The 24375-nt window shown below is 72.1% G+C and carries 21 protein-coding genes; 2 read left to right on the top strand and 19 right to left on the bottom strand.

Annotated elements, in window-relative coordinates; genetic code table 11:
• Positions 1–101: 101 nt before the first annotated feature.
• The 19 genes from secF to pgsA form a co-directional block, all read right to left on the bottom strand.
• A complete protein-coding gene (gene secF, locus MTP10_RS26245; RefSeq protein WP_310712344.1) occupies positions 102–1109 on the bottom strand; it encodes a protein translocase subunit SecF in 1008 nt (335 codons plus the stop codon).
• A gap of 1 nt (position 1110) precedes the next feature.
• Positions 1111–2928, bottom strand: a complete 1818-nt coding sequence (secD, locus tag MTP10_RS26250; RefSeq protein ID WP_310712345.1) for a protein translocase subunit SecD — start codon at positions 2926–2928, stop codon at positions 1111–1113.
• Between the two features lie 43 nt (positions 2929–2971).
• Positions 2972–3382: a preprotein translocase subunit YajC gene (yajC, locus tag MTP10_RS26255; RefSeq protein WP_310712346.1), complete on the bottom strand. Its 411-nt coding sequence runs from the start codon at positions 3380–3382 to the stop codon at positions 2972–2974.
• Between the two features lie 212 nt (positions 3383–3594).
• Positions 3595–4626: a Holliday junction branch migration DNA helicase RuvB gene (gene ruvB, locus MTP10_RS26260; RefSeq protein ID WP_310712347.1), complete on the bottom strand. Its 1032-nt coding sequence runs from the start codon at positions 4624–4626 to the stop codon at positions 3595–3597.
• Positions 4627–4822: 196 nt separating this feature from the next.
• Positions 4823–5443 (bottom strand): Holliday junction branch migration protein RuvA, encoded by a 621-nt coding sequence (gene ruvA, locus MTP10_RS26265; protein ID WP_310712348.1) that lies wholly within the window; start codon positions 5441–5443, stop codon positions 4823–4825.
• On the bottom strand, positions 5440–6042 hold the full coding sequence (ruvC, locus tag MTP10_RS26270; RefSeq protein ID WP_310712349.1) for a crossover junction endodeoxyribonuclease RuvC: 603 nt from the start codon (positions 6040–6042) through the stop codon (positions 5440–5442). Before ruvC ends, ruvA begins: the two co-directional genes overlap by 4 nt.
• Positions 6043–6328: 286 nt before the next feature.
• Positions 6329–7492 (bottom strand): GNAT family N-acetyltransferase, encoded by a 1164-nt coding sequence (gene eis / locus MTP10_RS26275; protein ID WP_310712350.1) that lies wholly within the window; start codon positions 7490–7492, stop codon positions 6329–6331.
• An 11-nt stretch (positions 7493–7503) separates the two neighbouring features.
• A complete protein-coding gene (locus tag MTP10_RS26280) occupies positions 7504–9348 on the bottom strand; it encodes a hypothetical protein (protein ID WP_310712351.1) in 1845 nt (614 codons plus the stop codon).
• Between the two features lie 234 nt (positions 9349–9582).
• The gene (locus tag MTP10_RS26285; RefSeq protein ID WP_310712352.1) at positions 9583–10335 is read right to left on the bottom strand and encodes a YebC/PmpR family DNA-binding transcriptional regulator; all 753 of its coding nucleotides are present in this window, start codon (positions 10333–10335) and stop codon (positions 9583–9585) included.
• A 3-nt stretch (positions 10336–10338) separates the two neighbouring features.
• Positions 10339–11004: a pyridoxal 5'-phosphate synthase glutaminase subunit PdxT gene (gene pdxT / locus MTP10_RS26290; RefSeq protein ID WP_310712353.1), complete on the bottom strand. Its 666-nt coding sequence runs from the start codon at positions 11002–11004 to the stop codon at positions 10339–10341.
• 70 nt (positions 11005–11074) lie between these two features.
• The gene (locus tag MTP10_RS26295; RefSeq protein WP_310712354.1) at positions 11075–12286 is read right to left on the bottom strand and encodes an MFS transporter; all 1212 of its coding nucleotides are present in this window, start codon (positions 12284–12286) and stop codon (positions 11075–11077) included.
• Positions 12287–12330: 44 nt separating this feature from the next.
• Positions 12331–12795 carry a MarR family transcriptional regulator gene (locus tag MTP10_RS26300; RefSeq protein ID WP_310712355.1) on the bottom strand — a complete coding sequence of 155 codons (465 nt, stop codon included), beginning with the start codon at positions 12793–12795 and terminating at the stop codon, positions 12331–12333.
• Between the two features lie 103 nt (positions 12796–12898).
• Positions 12899–14599 carry an alkaline phosphatase D family protein gene (locus MTP10_RS26305; protein ID WP_310712356.1) on the bottom strand — a complete coding sequence of 567 codons (1701 nt, stop codon included), beginning with the start codon at positions 14597–14599 and terminating at the stop codon, positions 12899–12901.
• A gap of 264 nt (positions 14600–14863) precedes the next feature.
• Positions 14864–15796: a pyridoxal 5'-phosphate synthase lyase subunit PdxS gene (pdxS, locus tag MTP10_RS26310; protein WP_310712357.1), complete on the bottom strand. Its 933-nt coding sequence runs from the start codon at positions 15794–15796 to the stop codon at positions 14864–14866.
• 173 nt (positions 15797–15969) lie between these two features.
• On the bottom strand, positions 15970–16989 hold the full coding sequence (locus tag MTP10_RS26315; RefSeq protein WP_310712358.1) for a DUF3048 domain-containing protein: 1020 nt from the start codon (positions 16987–16989) through the stop codon (positions 15970–15972).
• 64 nt (positions 16990–17053) lie between these two features.
• The gene (locus tag MTP10_RS26320; RefSeq protein WP_310712359.1) at positions 17054–17596 is read right to left on the bottom strand and encodes a hypothetical protein; all 543 of its coding nucleotides are present in this window, start codon (positions 17594–17596) and stop codon (positions 17054–17056) included.
• Positions 17597–17639: 43 nt separating this feature from the next.
• Positions 17640–18770 carry a glycosyltransferase family 4 protein gene (locus tag MTP10_RS26325; RefSeq protein ID WP_310712360.1) on the bottom strand — a complete coding sequence of 377 codons (1131 nt, stop codon included), beginning with the start codon at positions 18768–18770 and terminating at the stop codon, positions 17640–17642.
• Positions 18771–18780: 10 nt separating this feature from the next.
• Positions 18781–19689 carry a phosphatidylinositol mannoside acyltransferase gene (locus MTP10_RS26330; RefSeq protein WP_310712361.1) on the bottom strand — a complete coding sequence of 303 codons (909 nt, stop codon included), beginning with the start codon at positions 19687–19689 and terminating at the stop codon, positions 18781–18783.
• On the bottom strand, positions 19686–20288 hold the full coding sequence (pgsA, locus tag MTP10_RS26335) for a phosphatidylinositol phosphate synthase (protein WP_310712362.1): 603 nt from the start codon (positions 20286–20288) through the stop codon (positions 19686–19688). The genes MTP10_RS26330 and pgsA overlap by 4 nt, the downstream gene beginning before the upstream one ends.
• 241 nt (positions 20289–20529) lie before the next feature.
• On the opposite strand from pgsA, the gene MTP10_RS26340 reads away from it, so the two are divergent.
• Both MTP10_RS26340 and MTP10_RS26345 read left to right on the top strand, forming a co-directional pair.
• Entirely contained in the window at positions 20530–22665 is a 2136-nt protein-coding gene (locus tag MTP10_RS26340) for an elongation factor G-like protein EF-G2 (RefSeq protein WP_397334513.1), read from the top strand.
• A 131-nt stretch (positions 22666–22796) separates the two neighbouring features.
• On the top strand, positions 22797–24353 hold the full coding sequence (locus tag MTP10_RS26345; RefSeq protein ID WP_310712363.1) for a family 10 glycosylhydrolase: 1557 nt from the start codon (positions 22797–22799) through the stop codon (positions 24351–24353).
• Positions 24354–24375: the final 22 nt, after the last annotated feature.

Below are 24375 nucleotides of genomic sequence, written 5' to 3' on the forward strand. Positions count from 1 at the left end.
ATCGACGACGCGCCGATGACGGGGGTGCGGCCGGGGGTCGCGGGGGGCGGACGCGCGGCGGGGCGGGCCGGCGTGGTGCCGGCCCGCCCCGCGCGTCATGCTCAGCCGTTGGCGACGGCCGCGTTCTCGGAGCCCTTGGCTCCCTTGCCGCTCTTCTTGCCGCCTCCGCTCGCGGCGGCGACGCGCCGGGCGATGGCCTGGTACTTCGGCTCCCGCTCCTTCAGCGTCACCAGCAGCGGCGTGGCGACGCACAGCGAGGAGTAGGTGCCGACGATCATGCCGACGAACAGGGCCAGCGACAGGTCCTTCAGCGTGCCCGCGCCGAGCAGCGTGGTGCCGATGAACAGGATCGCCGCCACCGGCAGGATCGCGACCAGCGACGTGTTCAGCGACCGGATCAGCGTGTGGCTGAGCGCGTTGTTGGCCGCCATCGAGTACGTCTGCTTGGACGTGGTGCCCAGCTTGGCCGTGACTTCCTTGATCATGTCGAACACCACGACCGCGTCGTAGAGCGAGTAACCGAGGATGGTCAGGAAGCCCAGCAGCGTGGCCGGGGTGACCTCGAAGCCGGACCAGGCGTAGATGCCCGCCGTGATGACGAGGTCGTGGACGAGCGCGACGATGGCGGCCAGCGCCATCTTCGGCTCGAACGCCATCGACAGGTACAGGATGATCGCCAGCATGAAGACGCCCAGGCCGATCCAGGCCTTCTGGGAGACCTCACCGCCCCAGGAGGCGCCGATCGACTGCACGTCGATCTCCTCCTTGACGCCGTACTTCTGCTTGATGACCTGCTGCAGCTTGGTCGTGGTGGCCTCGGACAGGTCCTCGCTGGTGATGCGGTAGCGCTCGTTGGTCGTCTGGACGATCGGCTGGTGGACGCCCTGCTCGAGGAAGGTGCCGCGGACGTCCTGGACCGTCGTGGCCACGGCCGGCTTGAACGAGATGACCGAGCCGCCCTTGAACTCCACGCCCAGGTTGAGCCCGTTGAACAGCAGGCCCGCGATGGAGATGATCAGCAGCAAGCCGGACAGGCTGTACCAGAGCTTCCAGCGGCCGACGAAGTCGATATCGATCTCGCCGCGGTAGAGGCGACGCCCCAGTCCCATGTCAGGCCTCCTGCGGGGTGTTCGGACGGCCGGCGGAGCCGGTGTGGTCGGCGCTCATGCGCTCGGAGTCGAGACCGGACAGCGGATGCCCCTTGGCGAAGAACTTCAGCCTCGCCAGCATCGCGATGAACGGCTTCGTGAACATGAACACGACCAGGATGTCGATGAGGGTGGTCAGGCCCATGGCGAACGCGAAGCCCGCCACGCCGCCCACGGCCAGCGCGTAGAGCACGACCGCGGCGATGAACATGACGGCGTCGGCGATCAGGATCGTGCGCCGGGCGCGGACCCAGGCCACCTCCACGGCGGCGCGCAGGGTCCGCCGGCCCTCCTTCATCTCGTCGCGGATGCGTTCGAAGTAGACGATGAAGGAGTCGGCGGTGATGCCGATCGAGACCACCAGGCCGATGATGTGCGGCAGCGAGAGCCGGAAGTTGGCGTTGTGGCCGAGCACGACCACGGCCGTGTAGGTGAGGATCGTGGCGACCACGAGGCTCAGCACGGCGACGATGCCGAGGCCGCGGTAGTACAGCAGGCTGTAGACGACGACGAGGGCCAGGCCGATGATGCCGGCGATCAGGCCGCCCTTGAGCTGGTCCTGGCCGAGGGTCGAGGACACCGTGTCGACCGAGCTGCGCTCGAACTTCAGCGGCAGCGCGCCGTACTTGAGCTGCTCGGCCAGGTCGGTGGCGCTCTTCTGGTCGAAGCCGCCGGTGATCTCCGCGCGGCCGCCGGGGATCGCGCTGATGATGTTCGGGGCGGTGATGACGACGCCGTCGAGGACGACCGCGACCTTGTTGCGGGGCTCGGGCGCGCTGACGGCCTGGCCGGTGAGCGTGGCCCACGCGCTGGCGCCCTTGGACTTGAAGTCGAGCTGGACGAGCCACTCGGTGGTGCCCTGGCGCACGCCCGAGCTGGCGGTGTCGATGTCGGTGCCGACGACCTTGGCCTTGTCGAGGACGTACTTGTAGCTGCCGTCGCTCTCGCAGGCCGCGTACTGCTTGTTGGGGTCGTCCTGGACGCCCTGGCCGCGCTTCTTGGGGTCGCTGCAGTCGAGGGCCTGGAACTGCTTCAGCACCGCCGGGTCGATGCCCGTGGTGTCGACGCCGGAGTCGGCCGGCTGCTGCGTGGTGGCCGGCGTCGGAGCGGCGGTCGGGGTGGCCTTCGCGTTCTGGCCCTTCTTCTGCTGCTGCTCCGTCTGCGCGCCCCGGGTGCTCTGCGGCTTGGCGGAGGCGTCCGTGGGGGCGGGCGTCGGCGCGGTCAACGCCGAGGACAGCGCCTTGCCCGTCGGGGACACCGACGGGCCGGGCGTGCCCGCCGAGCGGGTGGAGGTCGTCTGCGGCTTGGCCGACGGCGACGCCGTACCGGCAGGTGAGGCCGAGCCGGAGGGGGTGGCGCCCGGGGAGGGCGCCTGGGTGGGGAGCTCCTGCGGGAGCTGCGTGGCCTCCATGGCGAGCACCTGGCGGAAGCGCAGCTCCGCGGTGGTGGCGACCAGCTTGATGGCCTCGCTCTGCCCGACGCCCGGGATCGAGATGATGATGTTGTCGCCGGACTTGGCGACCTCCGCGTCGGAGATGCCGGTGCCGTTGACCCGGTCGCGGATGATGTTGACCGCGCGGTCGAGGATCTCCTGGGGCGGAGCCGCGCCGTTCTGGGTCACCGGTGACAGCGTCACCGTCGTGCCGCCGGCGAGGTCGAGTCCGAGCTTCGGCGTGAACGCCTTCTGCAGGAACATCGTCCCGCCCAGGGCGAGGATGAGCGCCAGGAGCAGCAGGAGCGTCCGCCCCGGCTTGCTGTGGCTGCTGGTCGGTCGGGCCACTGGTCGTCAGTTCTTTCGGATAGAAGTTGTCGCAGAAGCCTAGTCAGGACTTCGTGGTGTCCTGGCCGTCGTTGCGCTCGGGGGTGCTGCCGGTGGTGCCGGTGGTGCCGTCCTTGTCCGTTCCGGCGGTGTCGGGCACGTCGTCCGTCAGGGGCTCGTCGGCCACGGGGTCGCCGGCCGTGGGCTCGCCGGGGGTGACGACACGTCCGATCGCGGCCTTCACCCACCGCGTCTCGATGCCAGGGGCCACCTCAAGGACCACATCGTCATTCTCCACCGTCACCACGGTGCCGAACAGGCCCGTCGTGGTCATCACCCGCGCCCCGGGGGTCAGGCTGTTCTGCATCTGAGCCGCTTCCTGCTGACGCTTGCGCTGCGGACGAATCAGCAGGAAGTAGAACACCACCACCAGCAGAATCAGCGGCAGGATACTTGTGAGTTGACCCGTGGTCATAAGGGGCGACCTTCCATTGTCGTACAAGAAGTTGACACCGGCGTTGCGCCGGAAATTCCGGGCGATGCCTCGGGGCCGCGCCGCTCAGCCCGTCAGCCTACACAGCCAGCCAAGCCACGGAGTGTAGGCCGTTGTTGCGAAACGCGGCAACGAGGCAGCGTTTCGCCGCGCGGGGAAGTTCCCAATTCGAAACGGTTGCAACCGTTCTGTAATCAGTCGAAAAGCGTGGCTCCGAAGGCGTCGGGGGGTGGCGTCAAACCCAGGTGCTGCCAGGCCGCGGCGGTCGCGACCCGGCCGCGCGGGGTCCTGGCCAGCAGGCCCTGCCGTACGAGGAACGGCTCGGCGACCACTTCGACGGTCTCGGGCTCCTCCCCCACGGCGACGGCCAGGGTGGACAGGCCCACCGGGCCGCCGCCGAACTTGCGCAGCAGCACCCCGAGCACCGCCCGGTCGAGCCGGTCGAGCCCCTCGGCGTCCACCTCGTACAGGTCGAGGGCGGCGGAGGCGACGTCGCGGTCGATGACGCCGCCGGCGCGCACGTCGGCGAAGTCGCGCACCCGGCGCAGCAGCCGGTTGGCGATGCGGGGCGTGCCGCGTGAGCGGCGGGCGATCTCGTAGGCGCCCTCGGGGGGCAGGGCCACGCCGAGCAGCCGGGACGACCGGTTGAGCACCTGCTCCAGCTCGTCGACCTCGTAGAAGTCCATGTGGGCGGTGAAGCCGAAGCGGTCGCGCAGCGGGGCGGGCAGCAGCCCGGCCCGGGTCGTCGCGCCGACGAGGGTGAACGGCGCGATCTCGAGCGGGATCGCGGTCGCGCCGGGCCCCTTGCCGACGACGATGTCGACCCGGAAGTCCTCCATCGCGAGGTAGAGCATCTCCTCGGCGGGCCGGGCCATCCGGTGGATCTCGTCGATGAACAGCACCTCGCCCTCGGCCAGCGTCGACAGGATGGCCGCGAGGTCACCGGCCCGCTCCAGGGCGGGTCCCGAGGTGATGCGGAGCGGGGCGCTCAGCTCGGCCGCGATGATCATAGCCAGTGTGGTCTTGCCGAGTCCGGGAGATCCGCTCATCAGTACGTGGTCGGGTGGCCGGTTGCGGCGCAGGGCGCTCTCCAGCACCAGCGAGAGCTGCTCGCGGACGCGGCCCTGGCCGATGAACTCGCTGAGCTTCTTGGGGCGCAGCGCCGCCTCGATCTGCAGCTCGTCGCCCTCGGCGTCGGGCGACACGAGGTCCCGATCCAGGCTCACTTCCCCGTCCCCCTCACCATCCGCGTCACGCTCGGCCTCGCGCGCTCTGCCCCGCCGCGTCCGGTGCGGGGGCCCTGCGAGAGTACGGCACCCACGCCGTTCACGCCTCTCCGGAAGCAGCGTCCCGGGGGCGGCGGGGCCGGGGACGACGCTGTCGGGCGCGGTGCCGTCAGGGACAGGATCGGAGGCGGTGGGGTCATCGGACGCTCAGGGCGCGGAGGGCGGACTTGAGGAGCGCGGCGACCTGCGGCTCGCGGCCGTCGGCGGCGTCGGCTTCGGCCTGCGGCTCGACGGCGAGGATCGCCTCGTCGGCGTCCTTGGCGGAGTAGCCGAGGCCCACCAGCCCGGAGTGGACCTGCTCGCGCCACAGCGGGGCGGGGCGGTCGCCGTTGAGCGCGGCGTCGACGGCGGCGTCGGGCGTGCCGAGGCGGTCCTTGAGCTCCAGCACGATGCGCTGGGCGCCCTTCTGGCCGATGCCGGGCACCTTGGTGAGGGCCTTGAGGTCGGCGGCGGCGACGGCGGCGCGCAGCGCGCCGGGCGTGTGGACGGCGAGCATGGCCAGGGCCAGCTTGGGTCCGACGCCACTGGCCGTCTGGAGCAGCTCGAACACGGCCCGCTCGTCGTCGGTGGCGAACCCGTACAGGGTGAGGGACTCCTCGCGCACCACCAGCGACGTGGACAGCCGCGCCTCCTCCCCGACCTTGAGCCGGGCCAGCGTGCCGGGCGTGCAGTGAGTGAGGATGCCGACGCCGCCGACCTCGATGACCGCGCCGTCGGGCGCGATGGCGGCGACCCGGCCGGCCACTGAGGCGATCACGGCGCCACGTCCTTCTCACGGCCGGCGCCGGTACGGCCTGCCGCGCCGGTACGGCCTGTCGTCCCGGTACGGCTTGCCGTCCCGGTACGGCCGGCGGTGGCCAGGGCCTGGGCCAGGCGGTGCTGGGCGCCGCCGCGCCACACGTGGCAGATGGCCAGGGCGAGGGCGTCGGCGGCGTCGGCGGGCCTCGGCATCTCCTTGAGCCGCAGCAGCCGGGTCACCATGGCGCCGATCTGCTTCTTGTCGGCCGTGCCGCTGCCGGTGATGGCGGCCTTGACCTCGGACGGCGTGTGCAGGGCGACCGGCAGGCCGCGCCGGGCGGCGCAGAGGACGGCGATGCCGGCGGCCTGGGCGGTGCCCATGACGGTGCGGACGTTGTTCTGGCTGAAGACCCGCTCGACCGCGACGGCGTCGGGCCGCACCTCGTCGAGCCACTGCTCGATGCCGGCCTCGATGCCGACCAGGCGGGCGCCCAGCTCCTCGTCGGCTCCGGTGCGCACCACCCCGACGGCCACCAGGGACAGCGGCGCGCCCGGACGACCCTCGACCGCTCCCACGCCGCACCGGGTCAGTCCCGGGTCGACGCCCATCACTCGCACCGTCGCGCCTCCCGCTCGTTCTCGCCCGCCGGCCTGCCCGCACCACGACCGCCAGTCACGGCGATCGTCACGTCCGCCTGTCACAGCGCCCGCTCGCGCCCGCCGAACACGTGTTCGGCACGAGACTCTACCCCGGCTGACGTGCCCGCGCACCGGGAAACGCCCGCGCGCCGAGGGAGGACGGCCGCGCGGCGGGGGAGGACGGCCGCGCGGCGGGGCGACGACCGGACGCCCGTCCGCGCGGGCGGGCGTCCGGTCGCACGAGGGGGCACGCCGGCGGGGTCCGTCAGAAGTAGTCCAGCATGTACGGCTGGGCGGCGAAGGCGGTGTCCAGGGCCTCGTCGTGCGAGTTGTCCCCGGACAGGAGGCCGGTGCGGCGCAGCGTCGCCGTGGGGATCCCGGCGTAGAGCGCGGACAGGCCGTTGATGCGGAGAGCGGGCCCGGCGCCGGCGCCCGCGTCGGCGGACAGGGCCTTGGCCTCGCCCCGGCCGCCGGAGACCGTGAGCCGCCAGCGTCCGGTGTTGCCGGGGCGTACCGGGTCCTCGACCTCGACCGTCGTGTCCAGCGTCGCCCCGGCCGGGAAGCCCCTTCGCTCCACCGCGGCCGCCACGTCGATCACCCGGAACATCCACCGCACCATCGTGACCTCCTCGACCGACCGCTCGCGCAGCAGCCAGCGGACGGGGTCGTCGGGCGCCAGCACGGCTGTGACGGTCTTGGCGACCGAGGAGGCGGAGCCGACCAGCGACCACAGGGCGCGGGCGGTCTCCTGGGAGCCGGCGACGAGGTTGTCGACGCGCATGCGGTCGCCGTCCCAGCGGTACACGGCATAGCCGTCGGGGGCCAGGTAGAGGAAGTCGTCCTCGCGGGCCAGCCGGCGGGCCCAGGTGCGCTCGTCCCAGGAGATCGGGCCGGAGGCTCGGGCCTGGCCGTGCAGGCGGTGCAGCAGGGCGACGACCTCGGCCGCGTCGCCGGCGTCCATGCGCCGCACCGGTACGTCGCCCGCCGGTTTGATCGCGCGCAGCGCCTCGGTGGGGATGGTGACCAGGTGCTGGGCGCCCGCGTGCTCGTACCCCGTCGCCCGGTAGAGGGGGGTGGTGGCCGGATACAGCGCGGAGACCGCGTCGCCCAGGTCGGTGGCCCTGCCCACGGCGGCCCGCATGACCGCGGTGCCGACGCCCCTGCCCCGGTACTCGGGGTTGACCGTGACGCCCGCGACGCCCGCGAGAGGCTGCGGCCTGCCGTGCCACCACTGGGTGAAGCCCCGCACCCGGGCCGAGCCGGCCAGCCTGCCGCCGTCGAACACGCCCAGGTAGCGGCCTTCGTTCAGGTCGGGGACGGCGAGGGCTCGCCAGCTCTCCACCTCGGCGGGCGGGACCGGTCCGAACGAGCGCCTGCGCACGTCGAGCAGGGCATCCTGGTCATCGGGGGTGAGGTCGCGAATCTCCACGAGGCAACACCCTACGCAGCGGGCGCGGGGTTTCCCGAACCGGCCCGTGGCGTCCCCGCGCCGATGGCCAGGCGGTGCAGGTACAGCACCTGGGCGGCGCCCGCGGTGAGCAGCGCGAGCAGCATGACGGGCAGCGGCGTGGACAGGCTTGCGTCGGCCGCGGCGCCGTACTCGCTGATGCGGAGGAACTGGGCGGCGGGAGCGGTGGCCAGGCCGGGGTCGTGGGCGACGAGGAGCGGCCAGAGGAGGTCCTGGCCGTTGAGGAGGGTGACGACGCCGACGAGGACGGCGGCCATGGGCAGCGACGGCCTCACCACGCCGCCGGCGAAGTCGCCGCCGGAGCGCTCGGCCAGCCCCCTGCACAGCAGCGTGAGCACGAACAGGCACGGGACGCTGACCAGCACCGGCGGTACGAGCGAGACGAAGGTGTCGATCAGGCCCAGGTTGCGGATGTCGTTCCAGCCGGCCACGCTGAGCGGCCCGACGCCGACGAACAGCCAGGGCGCGAACAGGAGCAGCAGCCACTCGCTGCGCCGGCCGAGGGGCCGCAGCCCGCCGATGCCCAGAGCGCCCAGGTAGGCGACGCCCACGGAGACCACGGCGCCGACGAGAGCGGGAACCCACGTGTTGACCTGGGTGGCGATGCCGCCGTCCCGCCCGCCGGAGGGTCCGGTGAGGGCCGTGAGCCAGGGCCAGGTGAGGGCGAGGGTGACGGCGGCGTAGACGACGACGGCGGCGATGCCGGCGGCCCTCCCCGCGGCGGAGACGCTCCGCCCGCCGCTCTCCGGCCGCCCGCCACTCTGCGCCTGCTCGCCGCCTGGCGCCCGCTCGGAGGGATCGCCGTGTGCGCCGTACGGGAACGCGCCCGTGGCGGACGCGGGGCCGTGCCCGGCCGCAGGCCCGGGGCCGGCGGCGGGACCGGAGGAGACGTGGGCGCCGGACGGGGCGGAAGCGCCGGAGGTCCCGGCCGGTACGGCGAAGGCGCCGGAGCCCGCCGGGGCGTCCTCCGGCTCGTACGGCAGGGAGCTCTTCGGAGTGACCCACAGGCGGACGCCGGCCGCCACCACGATGATCGCCGCCGCGAGGCCGAGCACGCCCAGGATGACCCCCGTCAGCGTGGCGACGGCCGCGCCCATGCCCGGCCGGGCCTGGACGAACGCCTCGGTGTACTGGAGGCCGGCGAGGGTCTGCGTGGGGCGGGAGCCCCGCGTCAGGACCGTCGTGAGGGTGAACGTCTGGAGGCCCGCCGCGACCGTGGCGAGCGCGACGACGGCGCCCACCGCGAGCATGCTCCGGGTCACGGCGCCGCCGCGCAGCGCCGGCAGGAACGCCATCACGGCCAGCGCGCAAACGGCGCCGAACGTGGCGGCGCCGAGGATCAGCCGCAGCCCTCCGGGGGCCGTGGCGGGGTCGCGGAGCGTGGTGGCGAGCGTGACCAGCCCGGAGGCGCCCGAGGTGAGGCCGTGCATCCACGCGACGGCGACGGCGGCCGGGGAGAACGCCACGGGGGCGAGTGACAGCACGACCAGTCCGGCGCGCCGCGGCCCGGTGCCGGCCCGGTCGAGCGCCAGCGCGAGCAGCGGCCCGGCGATCAGCGCGACCAGCAGGGGCACGAGCACCAGCGACAGGCTGAACCCCAGGGCGCCCCAGAACCCGCCACCCGAGCCGAGAAGGCGCGTGTAGTTGTCCAGGCCCACGAAGGTGAGAGGGGTGAGCGTGCCGCCGGACTCCAGGCTGAGCCGGATCGTCTGGACGGTGGGCAGCAGCAGCGTGATCAGCATCCCGAGCCCGGCGGGCATGAGGAGCACCCAGCCGAGCGGGGAGGACGGGGGTCGGGGAAGGCTGTCGGAGGTCACGTCCCCCGACCCTACGCCGATCTCGGAGCGCCCTGCACGCCGTGGACGCCGGGGATGCGACGCCCGGCGCGCGCTACCCGCCGGGAACGGCGTGGAGGGCGCCTGGGAGGGCCGGAAAGCGGTCCAGGGCGTCCCGGAAGGCGCTCCCCGGCTTCCGGTGAGCAGGGCACCCCGTTGCGTCCCGGAGAGCCGCCCGTGTGAAGGGCGGCTCCGGGGCAGAGGGAAGCGGGAGGCTCAGGCCTCCAGCTTCTCCATGATGTCGTCGGAGACGTCGAAGTTGGCGAAGACGTTCTGCACGTCGTCGCTGTCCTCCAGCGCGTCGATGAGGCGGAACACCTTGCGGGCGCCGTCCTCGTCGAGCGGCACCGTCATGGTCGGCATGAAGCCCGACTCGGCCGAGTCGTAGTCGATGCCCGCCTCCTGCAGCGCCTTGCGCACGGGGACGAGGTCGCCGGCCTCGGAGACGACCTCGAAGGAGTCGCCCAGGTCGTTGACCTCCTCGGCGCCGGCTTCGAGGACGGCCATGAGGACGGTGTCCTCGTCGAGGCCGTTCTTGGGCACGATCACGACGCCCTTGCGGTTGAACATGTACGACACCGAGCCCGGGTCGGCCAGGGAGCCGCCGTTGCGGGTCAGCGCGACGCGCACCTCGGAGGCGGCGCGGTTGCGGTTGTCGGTGAGGCACTCGATGAGCACCGCGACGCCGCCGGGCGCGTAGCCCTCGTACATGATGGTCTGCCAGTCGGCGCCGCCGGCCTCCAGGCCGCCGCCCCGCTTGCGGGCCCGCTCGATGTTGTCGTTGGGCACGGAGTTCTTCTTCGCCTTGAAGATGGCGTCGAAGAGGGTGGGGTTGGCGTCGGGGTCAGGGCCACCGGTCCGGGCCGCCACCTCGATGTTCTTGATGAGCTTCGCGAACAGCTTGCCGCGCTTGGCGTCGAGCGCGGCCTTCTTGTGCTTCGTCGTCGCCCATTTGGAGTGGCCGGACATTACCTAGAGCTCCCTCACCATGTCTACGAAGTATCGGTGCACCCGCGTGTCCCCCGTGAGCTCCGGGTGGAACGAGGTCGCGAGCAGCGGCCCTTGACGGACCGCGACGATCCTATCCCCAGGCTCGGCCATGCCCAGCACCTTGACGTCCGGTCCGATGGATTCGACCCAGGGAGCGCGGATGAACACCGCGTGCACGGGCTCGCCCGCGAAGTCGAGGTCGGCCTCGAAGGAGTCGATCTGGCGGCCGAACGCGTTGCGCCGGACGACCATGTCGATGCCGCCGATCGTCTGCTGGCCGGACACGCCGTCCTCGATGCGGTCGGCGAGCATGATCATGCCGGCGCAGGAGCCGTAGGCCGGCATGCCGGCCTTGACGCGACCGCGCAGGGGCTCGAGCAGCTCGAACGTGTCGGCGAGCTTCCACATCGTGGTGGACTCCCCGCCGGGGATGACGAGCCCGTCGACGGCCGCCAGCTCGGCCGGCCTGCGCACGGCGACGGCCGTCGCGCCGGCCTCGGTGAGCATCCGCAGGTGCTCGCGCACGTCGCCCTGCAGGGCGAGCACCCCGATGGTGGGCGGGCGGCTCGCGGGCGCTCCGGCGGGCTCGCTGGCGGGCACGGTGGCGGGCACGGTCGTCCTTCCGTCGGGGTGCGGGGTCCGGTTCATTCAACACCACCGCGGGGCGGTGTCTTCCGCCGGGGATCAGGCGGGCGCCTGATCACACGGGACGCCGGGTTCAGGCGGGCGCCACGTCGTGGACGGTGTGGTCGAGGTCCACGCGCGCCAGGGACCGCAGGTGGTGGCGGCGGGTGTACAGGACGGTCATGCCGGCCGCGCAGCAGACTGCGCCGAGGACGTACGGCACGGCGACGCCGATCTCCTCGCCCAGCTTGGTGGCGATGAACGGGGCGAGCGCGCCGCCCATCCAGCGGACGAAGTTGTAGCCGGCGGAGGCGACGGGCCGGGGCGCGTCGGAGACCTCCATGGCCGACTCCGTGAAGACGGTGTTGTTGAGGCCGATCGGGATGCCGGACAGGATCGTGCAGACGATGATCCCGGTGCGGGCGCCGGCGCCGGCCGACACGGCGATGCCGATCTGGAGCACGGCGAGCAGGGCGAGCGCGAGATGCAGCACGTTCACGGAGCCGAGGCGGCGCTGGAGCGGTGGCGCGCCGAAGACCGAGGCGAGCGCCACGCAGACGCCCCAGCCGAAGAAGACGGCGCCGATGCCGTACGGCGACATGCCGAGGATGAACGGCGTGAAGGCGAGGACGGTGAAGAAGGCGAAGTTGTAGAACAGCGCGGTGAAGGCGGTGGTGGACAGGCCGCCGTGGGCGAGGGCGCGGATGGGCGCGCTCAGCCGGGTCTTGACGGCCGGCCGGGAGGTGGCCTTGAGCAGCACGACGATGAGCACGAAGCCGGCGGCCATGAGGGTGGCGGTGCCGAAGAACGGCGCGCGCCAGTTCCAGTCGCCGAGCAGCGCTCCCACCAGGGGGCCGGCGGAGATGCCGAGGCCGAGCGCGGCCTCGTACAGGATGATGGCCGACTCGGCGCCGCCGCTGGCCGCGCCGACGATGACGGCGAGGGCGGTGGCCACGAACAGCGCGTTGCCGAGTCCCCAGCCGGCGCGGAAGCCGACGAGCTCGGCGACGCTCGTGGAGGTGCCGGCGAGCGCGGCGAAGACGATGACCAGGGCCAGGCCCACGAGCAGGGTGCGCTTGCCGCCGATGCGGCTGGACACCCAGCCGGTGGCGAGCATGGCCACGGCGGTCACCAGGAAGTAGCTGGTGAACAGCAGGGACACCTCGCTGGGTGTGGCCTTCAGCCCTTGGGCGATGGACGGGAGGATCGGGTCGACGAGGCCGATGCCCATGAAGGCCACGACCGCGGCGAACGCGGTGGCCCAGACGGACATCGGCTGACGCAGGATTCCGCCACCGGATGACATGGTGCTCCTTCTCCGGGTCGTACGGGTGTTTCTGGATGTGTCGGCTAGAGGCGGCCGAACTTGGCCAGTACCGGCAGGGCGGCGGCGAGTGTCTCGCGCTCCTGCTCGCTGAGCGCCGCGAGGTCGCGGCCGAGGCGGGTGATCCGCGCCTCCCGTACGGCGAGCAGCCGGGTGCGGCCCTCTCCGGTGAGCTCGACCGTCCTGACGCGGGCGTCGGCGGGGTCGGCTCCGCGGGCGACCAGCCCCGCGTCCTCCAGCCGGTTGATCTGCACGGTCATGGTGGGCAGCTGGACGGCGTGCTCCTCGGCCAGCTCGGTCATCCGCCGCGGCCCGTGTTCGAGGGAGCCGAGGATGGCGTACTGCTGGGTGGTGACGGGCTGGCCCGCGGTGGTCCGTCTCAGGAGGAGGACCAGGTGGCGCAGGACCGCCGACACCTGCTCGGCGAGCACGTCCGGATCGCTGGACTCTTCTCTGTCGCCGGAGTGCGTGTCGCTGGGGTGGGCGCTCATACTTAGCCCAACTAACTTAGCTGAGCTAATATTCCGGGCCCGTCCCGGAAACGCGAGGAGCGGCGCCCGCATCAGCGGCGCCGCTCCTCCGGGGGTCACGGGGTCAGGGGCGTTCGGTCTCCAGGCGGACCGTCTCCTCGATCGACGGGGCGCCGAGGGTGCGCGCCGCCGGGTCGAGCGGCCGCAGGTAGGTCTGCTGGACGCCGGGCACCCGGTCCTCGACCACGAACGTGGCCTTGGTGTGGACCTCGGCGCCGGGCTGGCGGACCTGCGGCACGACCTTGAAGTCGGCGGTGAGGGCGTCCCGCTCGATCCTCGTCAGGACGTAGCCGCGCTGGTTGTTGTAGAACTTCAGGTGCGGATTGCTCTTGAGGAACGGCTGCGAGGCGGGGTCGGAGTCGGCGCCGTCGCCGCCGGTGGTGATCGAGGTGGTGACCAGCTCGGAGCCGACCGAGGGCCCGGTCGGGTCGTCGTAGTCGAGCTTGAGGTCGCTGGCCCAGTGGGCGTGCACGTCGCCGGTCAGGACGACCGCGTTGCGCACGTCGGCGTCGACCCAGCCCTGGGTGATGCGGCGGCGGGAGGCGACGTAGCCGTCCCACGCGTCCTGGCTGGTGATCTTGGCGGGGCCGGCATTGTTGTCGCGCTGGGCGAAGAACACCTGCTGGCCGATGATGTCCCACTGGGCGCGGGACTTGTGGAAGCCGTCGATCAGCCACGCCTCCTGCGCGGAGCCGGTGATCGACCGGTTGGGGTCGACGGCCTCGGGGCAGTCGCGGTAGCCGTCGCCGCAGCCCTGGTCGTCGCGGTACTGGCGGGTGTCGAGCATGTGGAACGTGGCCGTGCGGCCCCAGCGGATCCGCCGGTAGAGCTGCATGTCGATGCCGCGCGGGATCGAGGTGCGGCGCAGCGGCATGTTCTCGTAATAGGCGCGGAAGGCGGCCTCGCGGCGGGCGAGGAAGTTCGGCTGCGGCACCTCGGGCTTCTCGGGGACCTCGTCGGCCCAGTTGTTGTCCAGCTCGTGGTCGTCCCACACGACCAGCCACGGCGCGGCGGCGTGCGCGGCCTGGAGGTCGGGGTCGGCCTTGTACTGGGCGTGGCGCTGGCGGTAGCCGGCCAGGGTCTCGGTCTCCGGGCCCTCGTGGTCGCGGACGTTGCCGCCGGGGATGGTGTAGGTGTCGCGGGCGTACTCGTACTGGTAGTCGCCCAGGTGCAGCACCAGGTCGGGGCGCTCCTCGGCCAGGCGCAGGTACGAGGTGAACAGGCCGTGCTCGTACTGGGCGCACGAGACGAACGCCATGGTGAGCGGCACGCCGTACGCCAGCGGGTGGGGCGCGGTGCGGGCGCGGCCGACCGGCGAGACGTACGGGCCGACGCGGAAGCGGTACCAGTAGTCGCGGTCGGAGCTCAGGTCGTCCACCTCGACGTGGACGCTGTGTCCCCACTCGGGCGCGGCCACGGCGACGCCGGTGCGCACGACGCGGCGGCCCTTCTCGTCGGCGTAGACCTGCCACTGCACGGTGAACGGCCGCTGCGGCATGCCGCCGAGACCGTCCTCGGCCAGCGGCTCCTGGGCCAGGCGGGTCCACAGCACGAAGCCGGAGTGGTCGGGGTCGCCCGAGGCGACGCCCAGGGTGAACGGGTCTGTCCGCAGGCCGCGCGAGGCCGGCGACTGGGCGGTCTCGGCGGCGGGGCCGGAGGTGGGGCCAGGGGTGGGATCGGCGTGCGCGGCTCCGGCGGGGAGCGCCGCGGCGGCTCCGGCCGCTAACCCGGTGACGAGGAAGTGCCGCCGGTTGAGCTGGGACATGCGTGGCTCCTGGGACGATCAAGGGTGGAGGACGTCCCGTAGCCTGACTGAGCACCGTGACGCCCCGGTGAACGCCACACAACACGAAAAAGGCGACATCCTTCGCGGATATCGCCTTTTCGGAACTTTCCCTCATGGAGGCCGGCGCCCGCCGTGCAGGATCATGCCTTATGACGGCGGTGCGACCTGCTGCGACGCGCCGATGATGATCGACGCGTCGCGTCCGGCCACCCGTTCACCGAACGGCAGCGGCCTCCGGGCGGGTCACCAGCCGCGCTCGGCCAGGCGGTGCGGCTGCGGGATCTCGTCGACGTTGATGCCGACCATGGCCTCGCCCAGGCCGCGCGAGACCTTGGCGACGACGTCGGGGTCGTCGTAGAACGTCGTGGCCTTGACGATGGCGGCGGCGCGCTTGGCCGGGTCGCCCGACTTGAAGATGCCGGAGCCGACGAACACGCCCTCGGCGCCGAGCTGCATCATCATCGCGGCGTCGGCCGGGGTGGCGATGCCGCCCGCGGTGAACAGCACGACCGGCAGCTTGCCGGTGCGGGCCACCTCGGCGACCAGCTCGTACGGCGCCTGGAGCTCCTTGGCGGCGACGTACAGCTCGTCCTCGGGCAGCGAGGTGAGGCGCTTGATCTCGCCGCGGATCGTCCGCATGTGGGTGACGGCGTTGGAGACGTCACCGGTGCCGGCCTCGCCCTTGGAGCGGATCATGGCCGCGCCCTCGGTGATGCGGCGCATCGCCTCGCCGAGGTTGGTCGCCCCGCACACGAAGGGCACGGTGAACTGCCACTTGTCGATGTGGTTGGCGTAGTCGGCCGGGGTGAGCACCTCGGACTCGTCGACGTAGTCGACGCCCAGCGACTGGAGCAGCTGGGCCTCGACGAAGTGCCCGATGCGGGCCTTGGCCATCACCGGGATCGACACCGCGGAGATGATGCCGTCGATCATGTCGGGGTCGCTCATCCGGGAGACGCCGCCCTGCGCGCGGATGTCGGCGGGCACGCGCTCCAGGGCCATCACGGCGACCGCCCCGGCGTCCTCGGCGATCTTCGCCTGCTCGGGGGTGACGACGTCCATGATGACGCCGCCCTTGAGCATCTCGGCCATGCCGCGCTTGACGCGGGCCGTTCCGGTGACGGGGCCGGTGGCCGGCCCGGGGGTGGACGGGGCTTCGGGCGTGCTGCTGGACACGGTCTTCCTCACGAACTCTCTGGTCGGGTGTGCCGCGCCCGTCGTCCCGTCGCCGGGGGTCGGGGCCGGCTGCCTCTCCTGCGCCTACAGTCAGTTATCAAACCCATGGTAGGTCCTGAAGGGGCCCGCCCCCGACACACCACAATGTCACGATATTTCGGGATATTTGTACGTCACGGAGTGACGGGCTTGCGGCTCGCCAGCGCGACCCACACCTGACCCGGGGAGAAGTTCATCGGCTCGCCGTTGTCGGTCGTGAACGTCGTGCCCTCCTCCTCGGACTTCCGCTCCCACCGCGCCTTGTACGCCTTGCCGTCGCGCAGCACGATCGCCGAGCCCTTGCCGACGGAGTGGACGAGCGGCGTGTAGCTCTGGTTCTTGTCGTGGAACTCGGAGCGCTCGGTCTTGGTGTACTGCACCACCACCGTGGGCGCGCCGAGCTGGCCGCCCTCGGCCGCCATGTCCTTCTTGCCGTCCTGCCAGATCAGCCACTGCTTCTTCTCCTCCGACCAGGCGAAGGTGAAGCGCGCGCCGGGCCAGCGGACCGTGTACGACGACTTGTCCACGCCGCCCTCGGCCGGGGCGTCGCCGAAGGTGAATCCGATGTCCTTGGCCTTGCTCGCCTTGGGCGCCTTGGCCAGGAGCTCCTTGGTGTTGGCGAACAGGTTGTACGGGGCGAAGCGGCCCGGCTGGCGGAAGTACGCCCCGGGGGCGCGGCTGTCGGAGACGTCCCACAGCGACGCCTGCGCGATGAAGGGCAGCATCTTGGTCTGCGCGCCCGAGTAGGCGAAGGCCGGCTTGCCGAACTGCGGCACGATGTGCAGGTCGGAGATGCGGGCGCTGCGGACCGGGCCGACCTTCGGCGGGAGCTTGGACGAGAAGATCGCCATGAGCCGGGTCAGGCCGGCCTCGACCTGCTCGACGTAGACGATGTCGGCGCTCTTGAGGCCGAGCTGCGGCTTGCCCGCGGCGGTGTTCTCGATCTTCACGGCGAGGACCGGCTTGAGCGCGCCGGTCGGCTTCCCGGTGAAGGGGTGCAGGTCCGGCTCGGCCGTCGGCTCCTCGGCGGCCGGCGAGGAGGTGGCGGCCTGCGGGACCTTGCCGGGCGCGGGCTCCTCCGACGAGCAGGCCGCCAGGGGCGGCACGACGGCCGCTCCCGCCAGCGTCACGGCGATCAACCGGGATAGGCGCACCTGTACGACTCCTCCGCTTAGGCCCGGAAAATGGAAGAAGCTTACCGGCCGGGCCAAATCGGGGTCATTCAGTTGCCATGGCCGCCGGAGGATCGTCGTCTATCTCGAAGAACTCGGGGAACTCGGTGTGCCCGGCCAGCCGCAGGGTCCTGGCCAGCCAGCGCCGCTGGGCCGTGCGCGTGACGCCCACGGCGTTGTTGTAGAAACGGCGGGAGTAGACGACCTTGGCCACGGCCGCGTCGAGCTCCTCCAGCAGGTCGGGGCCGCCCGGCGCCTCCGACAGCTTCTCGCGGAACCGCTCCTGGTCCACGGCCGCGCGCAGCGCGCGGGACAGGTCGCTCTCGGCGTGCTCGCGCTCCTCCGGCCCGGCGATGCGGGCCTCGTGGGCCGCCGCGGCGAGCACCAGCGAGGTGGCGGGGTCGAGCAGCCGCGAGCCCGCCAGCTCCAGCACGACCGCCCGGCGCCGCACCAGCGCCGCGTCCAGCGCCTCGCGGGCCAGCTCCAGCCGGATGTGCAGCCGGTCCAGGCGGCCCGCCCGCCAGGAGACGTAGACGGCGGTGAGCACCACGACGATGCCCACGACCAGCACGATCAGGGTGGACGTCACAGATCTTCCTCCACGCGGCCGAGCACGGCCGGGACGTCTCGTGTCACAGGTCCTCCTCGACGCGGCCCGCGCCGGCCGTGGTCACCGTCTCGTACACCCGGACCACGTCGCGCGCCACCGTCGACCAGTCGTACTTGCGGACCGCGACCAGCGCCTCCTCGGCCAGCTTGGCCCGCCGCTCGGGGGCGTCGAGGAGCGCCGCGGCCTCGCGCGCCAGCGACGAGGGGTCGCCGTTGGCGAACAGCGCCCCGGCCTGCCCCTCCCCCAGCACCTTGCGGAACGCCGGGATGTCACTGGCCAGCACGGTCGCCCCGGACGCCATCGCCTCGGCCAGCACGATCCCGAAGCTCTCTCCGCGCGTGTTGGGCGCGCAGAAGACGTCGACCGAGTGGTAGGCGCGGATCTTGTCGGCCTCGCTGACCATGCCGAGCACGGTCACCCGGTCGTGGAAGTCCTTCGGCACCCGGTCGTAGACGTCCTTGGCGTCGCCCGGCCCGGCGAGCAGCAGCTTGAGGCCGGGCCGGGCGGGGGCCAGCTCGGCGAAGGCGTCCAGCAGGATCGGCAGGCCCTTGCGCTCCTCGTCCATGCGGCCGAGGAAGCCGATCGTGGACCCGTCGGGCCCCCACCCCTCCAGCGGCTCGGCGTCGGCGTAGCGCGCCACCGTCACCCCGTTGGGGATGAGCACGGTGTCGCCGCCGAACTGCTCGACCAGGCTCTTGCGCGCCGCGTCGGACACCGCGATGCGGCCGCTCAGCTTCTCCAGCGCGCTGCGCAGCAGCGGCTCGGCCACGGCGATCGCCCGCGAGCGGGAGAACGACGCGTGGAAGGTCGCCACGATCGGCCCCCTGGCCGCCCAGCACGCCAGCACGCCGAGGCTGGGGATCAGCGGCTCGTGGATGTGCAGCACGTCGAACTCGCCCGTGCGCACCCAGCGGCGCACGCGCGCCGCCGACAGGAACCCGAACGACATCCGCGCCACCGACCCGTTGTACGGCACGGGCACCGCCCGGCCCGCGCCCGCCACGTACGGCGGCAGATCCTCGTCGTCGGCGGCCGGCGCGATGACCGACACCTCGTGGCCCTGGGCGATGAGCGCCTGCGCCAGGTCGTCGATGTGCTGCTTGACCCCGCCCGGCATGTCCCAGGAGTAGGGACACACGATGCCGACTCTCATGGCGCGGCTCTCATCGCGGGAGGTCCTCCAGCCAGAGGCGTTGCAGCATGTGCCAGTCCTCCGGGTGGGCGGTGATGCCCTTCTCGAAGACGTGGGCGAGGCTCTGCGCCATCGCCGCCACCTTCTCCTGCCGGGTGCCCTCGGCGGGCACCGGGATCTCCTCGTGGATGTCGATGCCCCAGTCGTCGCCGTGGAAGTAGACGGTCGCCGGCAGCAGGGCCGCCCCGGTCTGCACCGACAGCAGCGGCGGTCCGGCCGGCATCTTGGTGTGGGCGCCGAAGAACTCGACCTCGACGCCGCTCCTGGTCAGGTCGCGCTCGGCGGGCAGGCAGACGATGCCGCCCCGCCGTACGCGGATGGCGAGGGTGGCGAAGTTGTGGCCGTCGCCGCCCGTGAGCGGCAGCACCTCCATGCCGAGGCCCTCGCGGAAGGCGACGTAGCGGCGGAACAGCGACTCGGGCCGCAGCCGCTCGGCGACCGTGGCGAACGGGTGGCCGACGCCGACCAGCCAGGCGCCCGCCTGGTCCCAGTTGCCCATGTGCGGCAGGGCCAGCACGACCCCGCGGCCGGCGGCGACGGTGTCGAAGATGTGCTCGCCCCCGGTCACGTGGGTGCGCCGCACGATCTCCTCGACCGGCATGGACGGCAGCCGGAAGATCTCCTCGAAGTAGCGGAAGTAGGAGCGCATGCCCGCCCTGCTCAGCTCGCGCAGCTCGGTGCTGCCCGGGGCGAGCCCGGTCACCCGCGCCAGGTTGGACTCCAGGCGGAGCACGGACCTGCCCCGCCGTGCCCACAGCCGGTCGGCGGCGAACCGGAACGCGCCCCTGGTCAGCCGGCGCGGCAGCAGCGGGACGAGCCGCCAGCCCGCCGCGAACCCCGCGGCGACGGCCCTGTCGGTGACGGACGCCTTCTCGCTCATCGCTCCCTCGTCTGCCGGTGGACGTGGACCACGCGCTGCACCACGGTGACAGCGCTGGCCGCCGCGAGCAACCACATGCCGGCCGCCAGCACGTACGGCACGCCGAGCCCGGCGAGGAAGCTGGCCACCAGCGCCACCACGAGCCGTTCGGGCCGCTCGGCCACGCCCACGTCGCAGGTCAGGCCCAGCCCCTCGGCGCGGGCCTTGGCGTAGGACACCAGGGTGCCCGCGACCAGGCAGAACAGTGTGACCGACGTCATCAGCAGGTCGTCGAGCGAGATGAAGTAGAGGATCAGCCCGCAGAAGATCGCGGCGTCGGCCACCCGGTCGAGCGTGGAGTCGAGGAAGGCGCCCCAGGTGCTGCCGCCCCCGCCGCCGAGCCGCGCCACCACGCCGTCGAGCAGGTCGAACAGCACGAAAACGGTGATCACCAGCGCGCCGGCGGCCAGCAGGCCCAGGGGATAGAACAGCAGGGCCGCGACGACGGTGCCGAGAGTGCCGATCGCCGTGACGGTGTTGGGCCCGATCCCATGGCGGACCAGGGCCCTGCCGAGCGGGGTGAGTATCCGGGTGACGGCCGGACGCAGGAGTTTCAGCATCGCGGTCCGATCGTAGGCCATCCCGGGCCCGGCCACTTTCTTTGCCTCCTCCCCCTTGTGATATCCGCCACACGGGTATTTGGTGAACACACCGCGTCTGTCCATGCGGTCCTGTTCACCCTCCGCGCGGGCGCGGCGTTGGAACTCAACCGACGACACGGGAGAGGAAGCCCGGCCGGGTGCCTGGCCCCAGGTCAGGCCGACGGAGCGGGCCGGCTCGTCCCACGAGACCGGAGGCGATGTGGCGGACAAGAATCCCGGCGCGGCCATGGGAGCCGCGGGCAGGGCACCATCGGCCGACAGGGCGGACGCGATACGCAACGTCGTCCTGGTCGGCCATTCGGGAGCGGGAAAGACGACCCTCACGGAGCAGCTTCTGACCGCCACCGGCACCATTCAGCGGGCGGGCCGGGTCGAGGACGGCAGCACGGTCAGCGACTTCGACGAGGTGGAGGTGCGCCAGCAGCGGTCGGTGAACCTGGCGCTGGCGCCGCTGACGCACAACGGTGTGAAGATCAACCTGCTGGACACCCCCGGTTACGCCGACTTCGTGGGCGACCTGCGCGCCGGCCTGCGCGCCGCGGACGCCGCGCTGTTCGTCGTCTCGGCGGCGGAGGGCGTCGACGGGCTCACCCAGATGCTGTGGCAGGAGTGCGCCCGGGTCGGCATGCCCCGCGCCGTCGTGATCACCAAGATCGACCACCAGCGGGCCGACTTCGACGAGGTGCTCGCCGCCTGCCAGGACGCCTTCGGTGACGGCGTCGCCCCCCTCTACCTGCCGGTCATCACGAACGGGCACGTGAACGGCCTGATCGGGCTGCTGTCACAGAAGTTCTACAACTACGCCACCGGCGCCCGCACGGAGAAGGACCCCGGAGCCGAGTACGAGAGCCGGATCGAGGAGCACCGGGGTGTCCTCATCGAGGGGATCATCCAGGAGAGCGAGGACGAGTCGCTCATGGACCGCTACCTCCAGGGCGACCCGATCGACACCAAGGTGCTCATCGAGGACCTGGAGAAGGCCGTCGCGCGCGGCAGCTTCTACCCCGTGCTCTGCTCCGGCATCGGCGTCGGCGCCATGGAGGTGCTGGAGCTGATCACCCAGGGGTTCCCCTCGCCGCTGGAGCACCCGCTGCCCGAGATCACCACGGTCGACGGCAAGCCGGTCAAGGACGTCTCCTGCGATCCCGACGGGCCGCTGGTCGGCGAGGTCGTCAAGACCACGAGCGACCCGTACGTCGGCCGCATCAGCCTCGTGCGGATCTTCTCCGGCACGCTGCGCCCCGACATGACCGTGCACGTCTCCGGGCACGGCCTGGCCGAGCGCGGCCACGAGGACCACGACGTGGACGAGCGCATCGGCACCCTCACCTGCCCGCTCGGCAAGCAGCAGCGGCCCGTCCCCAAGGCCGTCGCGGGCGACATCGTCGCCGTCGCCAAGCTGTCGCGGGCCGAGACCGGCGACACGCTGTCGGAGGTGGAGCGGCCGCTGCTCATGACCGCCTGGCAGATGCCCGACCCGCTGCTGCCCGTGGCGATCCAGGCCAGGTCCAAGGCCGACGAGGACAAGCTGTCGCAGGCGCTGGCCCGGCTCGTCGCCGAGGACCCGACGCTGCGGCTGGAGAACAACCCCGAGACCAAGCAGCTCGTCCTGTGGTGCATGGGCGAGGCCCACACCGACGTCCTGCTCGACCGGCTGTCCAAGCGGCACGGCGTCGAGGTGGAGCGGGTCGAGCTGCGGGTGCCGCTGCGCGAGACGTTCGGCGGCAGGTGCCAGGCCATGGGCCGCAACGTCAAGCAGACGGGCGGCCACGGCCAGTACGCCATCTGCCACATCGAGGTCGAGCCCCTGCCCTCCGGCGGGGGCTTCGAGTTCGTGGACAAGATCGTGGGCGGGGTGGTGCCGCGGCAGTTCATCCCGTCGGTGGAGAAGGGCGTGCGCTCCCAGATGGAGCGCGGCGTCGTGGCCGGCTACCCGATGGTGGACGTGCGGGTGACGCTGTACGACGGCAAGGCGCACTCGGTGGACTCCTCCGACATGGCCTTCCAGATCGCGGGGCAGCTCGCGCTGAAGGAGGCCGCCGCCAAGGTGTCGACGCTGCTGCTGGAGCCGGTGGACGAGCTGTCGGTGCTGGTCGCCGACGACCACGTCGGCTCGGTGATGTCCGACCTGTCGTCACGGCGCGGCCGGGTGCTCGGCACCGAGCCGGTCGGCACGGGCCACACGCTGGTCAAGGCGGAGGTGCCCCAGCTGGAGATCATCCGGTACGCCATCGACCTGCGGTCCATTTCCCACGGGACGGGGACGTTCACGCGCACGTTCCTGCGCTACGAGCCGCTGCCGTCGCACCTGGCGGGCAAGGTCGCCGCCGAGTGAGGGCAGGAGAGGCGTGCCTCCCGGGGGCACGCCTCTGACCCCTCACATGCGCTTCCTTCACTCCGGCATCACGAATCGATTTCTCTTTTCGGGCCGGAGCATCCGGGAGGCGATGCGAGACTGGGGACATTATGCGAACCGGACGCCCTCTGCTCGCCGCCGCCGCGCTGGCCGTCCTCACCACCGGCGCCGCCTTCCTGTTCGGCCCCGGCCCCGGTGAGCCGCCCGCGGCGGGATCCGCCAAGAAGAAGACGACCGGCGCGCCCGCCGCGGCCTGCACGGCCGACGCCCGCTACCCGAAGCGGCAGCTGCGCGGCCTCTGGATCGCGACGGTCAAGAACATCGACTGGCCCTCCCGTACGGGGCTGACGCCCGAGCGGCAGCGCGCCGAGTACGTGAAGATCCTCGACGGGGCGGTCAAGCTCCGGTTCAACGCCGTCTTCGTCCAGGTGCGCCCGGCCTCCGACGCGCTCTACCGCTCCTCCATGGAGCCGTGGTCGCAGTACCTGACCGGCACCGCGGGCAAGGACCCGGGCTGGGACCCGCTGCCGTTCCTGGTCGAGGAGGCGCACAAGCGGGGGCTGGAGTTCCACGCCTGGTTCAACCCGTACCGCGTCGCCGACGACACCGACCTGGCCAAGCTGCCCGCCTCCCACCCGGCGCGGCGCCACCCCGGCTGGACGGTCACCTACGACGGCCGCCGCTACTACAACCCGGGCCTGCCGCAGGTGCGCGAGCACGTCGTCAAGGTCGTCACGGACGTGACCAAGCGCTACGACGTCGACGGGATCCACTTCGACGACTACTTCTACCCGTACCCCGGCTCCGGCGGCACGTTCGACGACAAGGCGGCCTTCGCCAAGTACGGCAAGGGCCAGAGCCTGGCCGACTGGCGGCGCCAGAACGTCAACACGCTGGTCGCCGAGGTCGACGCGGCCGTCCACGCGACCAAGGGGTACGTCAAGTTCGGCATCAGCCCGTTCGGCATCTGGCGTAACAAGGCCCAGGACCCGGCCGGCTCCGACACGACGGGCATGTCGGCTTACGACAGCATCTACGCCGACGCCCGTGCCTGGATCAAGGCGGGCACGGTCGACTACGTGCTCCCGCAGCTGTACTGGCCGCGCGGCTTCAAGGCGGCCGACTACCGGGTGCTGGCGCCGTGGTGGGCGCGCCAGGTCAAGGGCACCGGCGTCGACCTGTACATCGGCCAGGCCGTCTACCGGGTCGGGGCGCGCGACGACAAGGCGTGGACCCGGCCGGGCGAGTTGTCGGCGCACCTGACGCTCAACCGCAAGTACAAGCAGATCGAGGGCGACGTCTACTTCAGCGCCAAGAACGTCATGGACGACCCCCTCGGGGCCATGAGCCGCCTGGCGGCCGACCACTACGCGCGGCCCGCGCTGCTGCCGCTGATCAAGGAGCGCGGCGGCGCCGCCCCGGCCAGGCCGGCGGGCCTCAAGGCGGCGGGCGCCGCGCTGACGTGGACGCCGGCGCAGGGGGCGCGGTCCTACGCGGTCTACCGGCTGCCCGGCTCGGGCGCCGACTGCCACAATACGGACGCCCGCGACCTGGTGGCCGTGGTCACCGCGCCGTCGTTCACCGCGCCCAAGCCGGGCACGTACCTGGTGACGGCGCTGGACCGGCTCCAGCACGAGAGCGACGCGGCCACGGTCACGGTGCGCTGAGGGCCACCGCTGAGGACGTGGG

Source organism: Nonomuraea sp. 3-1Str (assembly GCF_031570565.1).
Taxonomy (GTDB): domain Bacteria; phylum Actinomycetota; class Actinomycetes; order Streptosporangiales; family Streptosporangiaceae; genus Nonomuraea.

What these genes read in the sequence shown, in the direction of transcription:
- secF (WP_310712344.1), bottom strand. Translation starts at nt 1,109, where the DNA reads ATGGGACTGGGGCGTCGCCTCTACCGCGGCGAGATCGATATCGACTTC.
- yajC (WP_310712346.1), bottom strand. Translation starts at nt 3,382, where the DNA reads ATGACCACGGGTCAACTCACAAGTATCCTGCCGCTGATTCTGCTGGTG.
- MTP10_RS26285 (WP_310712352.1), bottom strand. Translation starts at nt 10,335, where the DNA reads ATGTCCGGCCACTCCAAATGGGCGACGACGAAGCACAAGAAGGCCGCG.
- pdxT (WP_310712353.1), bottom strand. Translation starts at nt 11,004, where the DNA reads ATGAACCGGACCCCGCACCCCGACGGAAGGACGACCGTGCCCGCCACC.
- MTP10_RS26295 (WP_310712354.1), bottom strand. Translation starts at nt 12,286, where the DNA reads ATGTCATCCGGTGGCGGAATCCTGCGTCAGCCGATGTCCGTCTGGGCC.
- MTP10_RS26300 (WP_310712355.1), bottom strand. Translation starts at nt 12,795, where the DNA reads ATGAGCGCCCACCCCAGCGACACGCACTCCGGCGACAGAGAAGAGTCC.
- MTP10_RS26305 (WP_310712356.1), bottom strand. Translation starts at nt 14,599, where the DNA reads ATGTCCCAGCTCAACCGGCGGCACTTCCTCGTCACCGGGTTAGCGGCC.
- MTP10_RS26325 (WP_310712360.1), bottom strand. Translation starts at nt 18,770, where the DNA reads ATGAGAGTCGGCATCGTGTGTCCCTACTCCTGGGACATGCCGGGCGGG.
- MTP10_RS26330 (WP_310712361.1), bottom strand. Translation starts at nt 19,689, where the DNA reads ATGAGCGAGAAGGCGTCCGTCACCGACAGGGCCGTCGCCGCGGGGTTC.
- pgsA (WP_310712362.1), bottom strand. Translation starts at nt 20,288, where the DNA reads ATGCTGAAACTCCTGCGTCCGGCCGTCACCCGGATACTCACCCCGCTC.
- MTP10_RS26345 (WP_310712363.1), top strand. Translation starts at nt 22,797, where the DNA reads ATGCGAACCGGACGCCCTCTGCTCGCCGCCGCCGCGCTGGCCGTCCTC.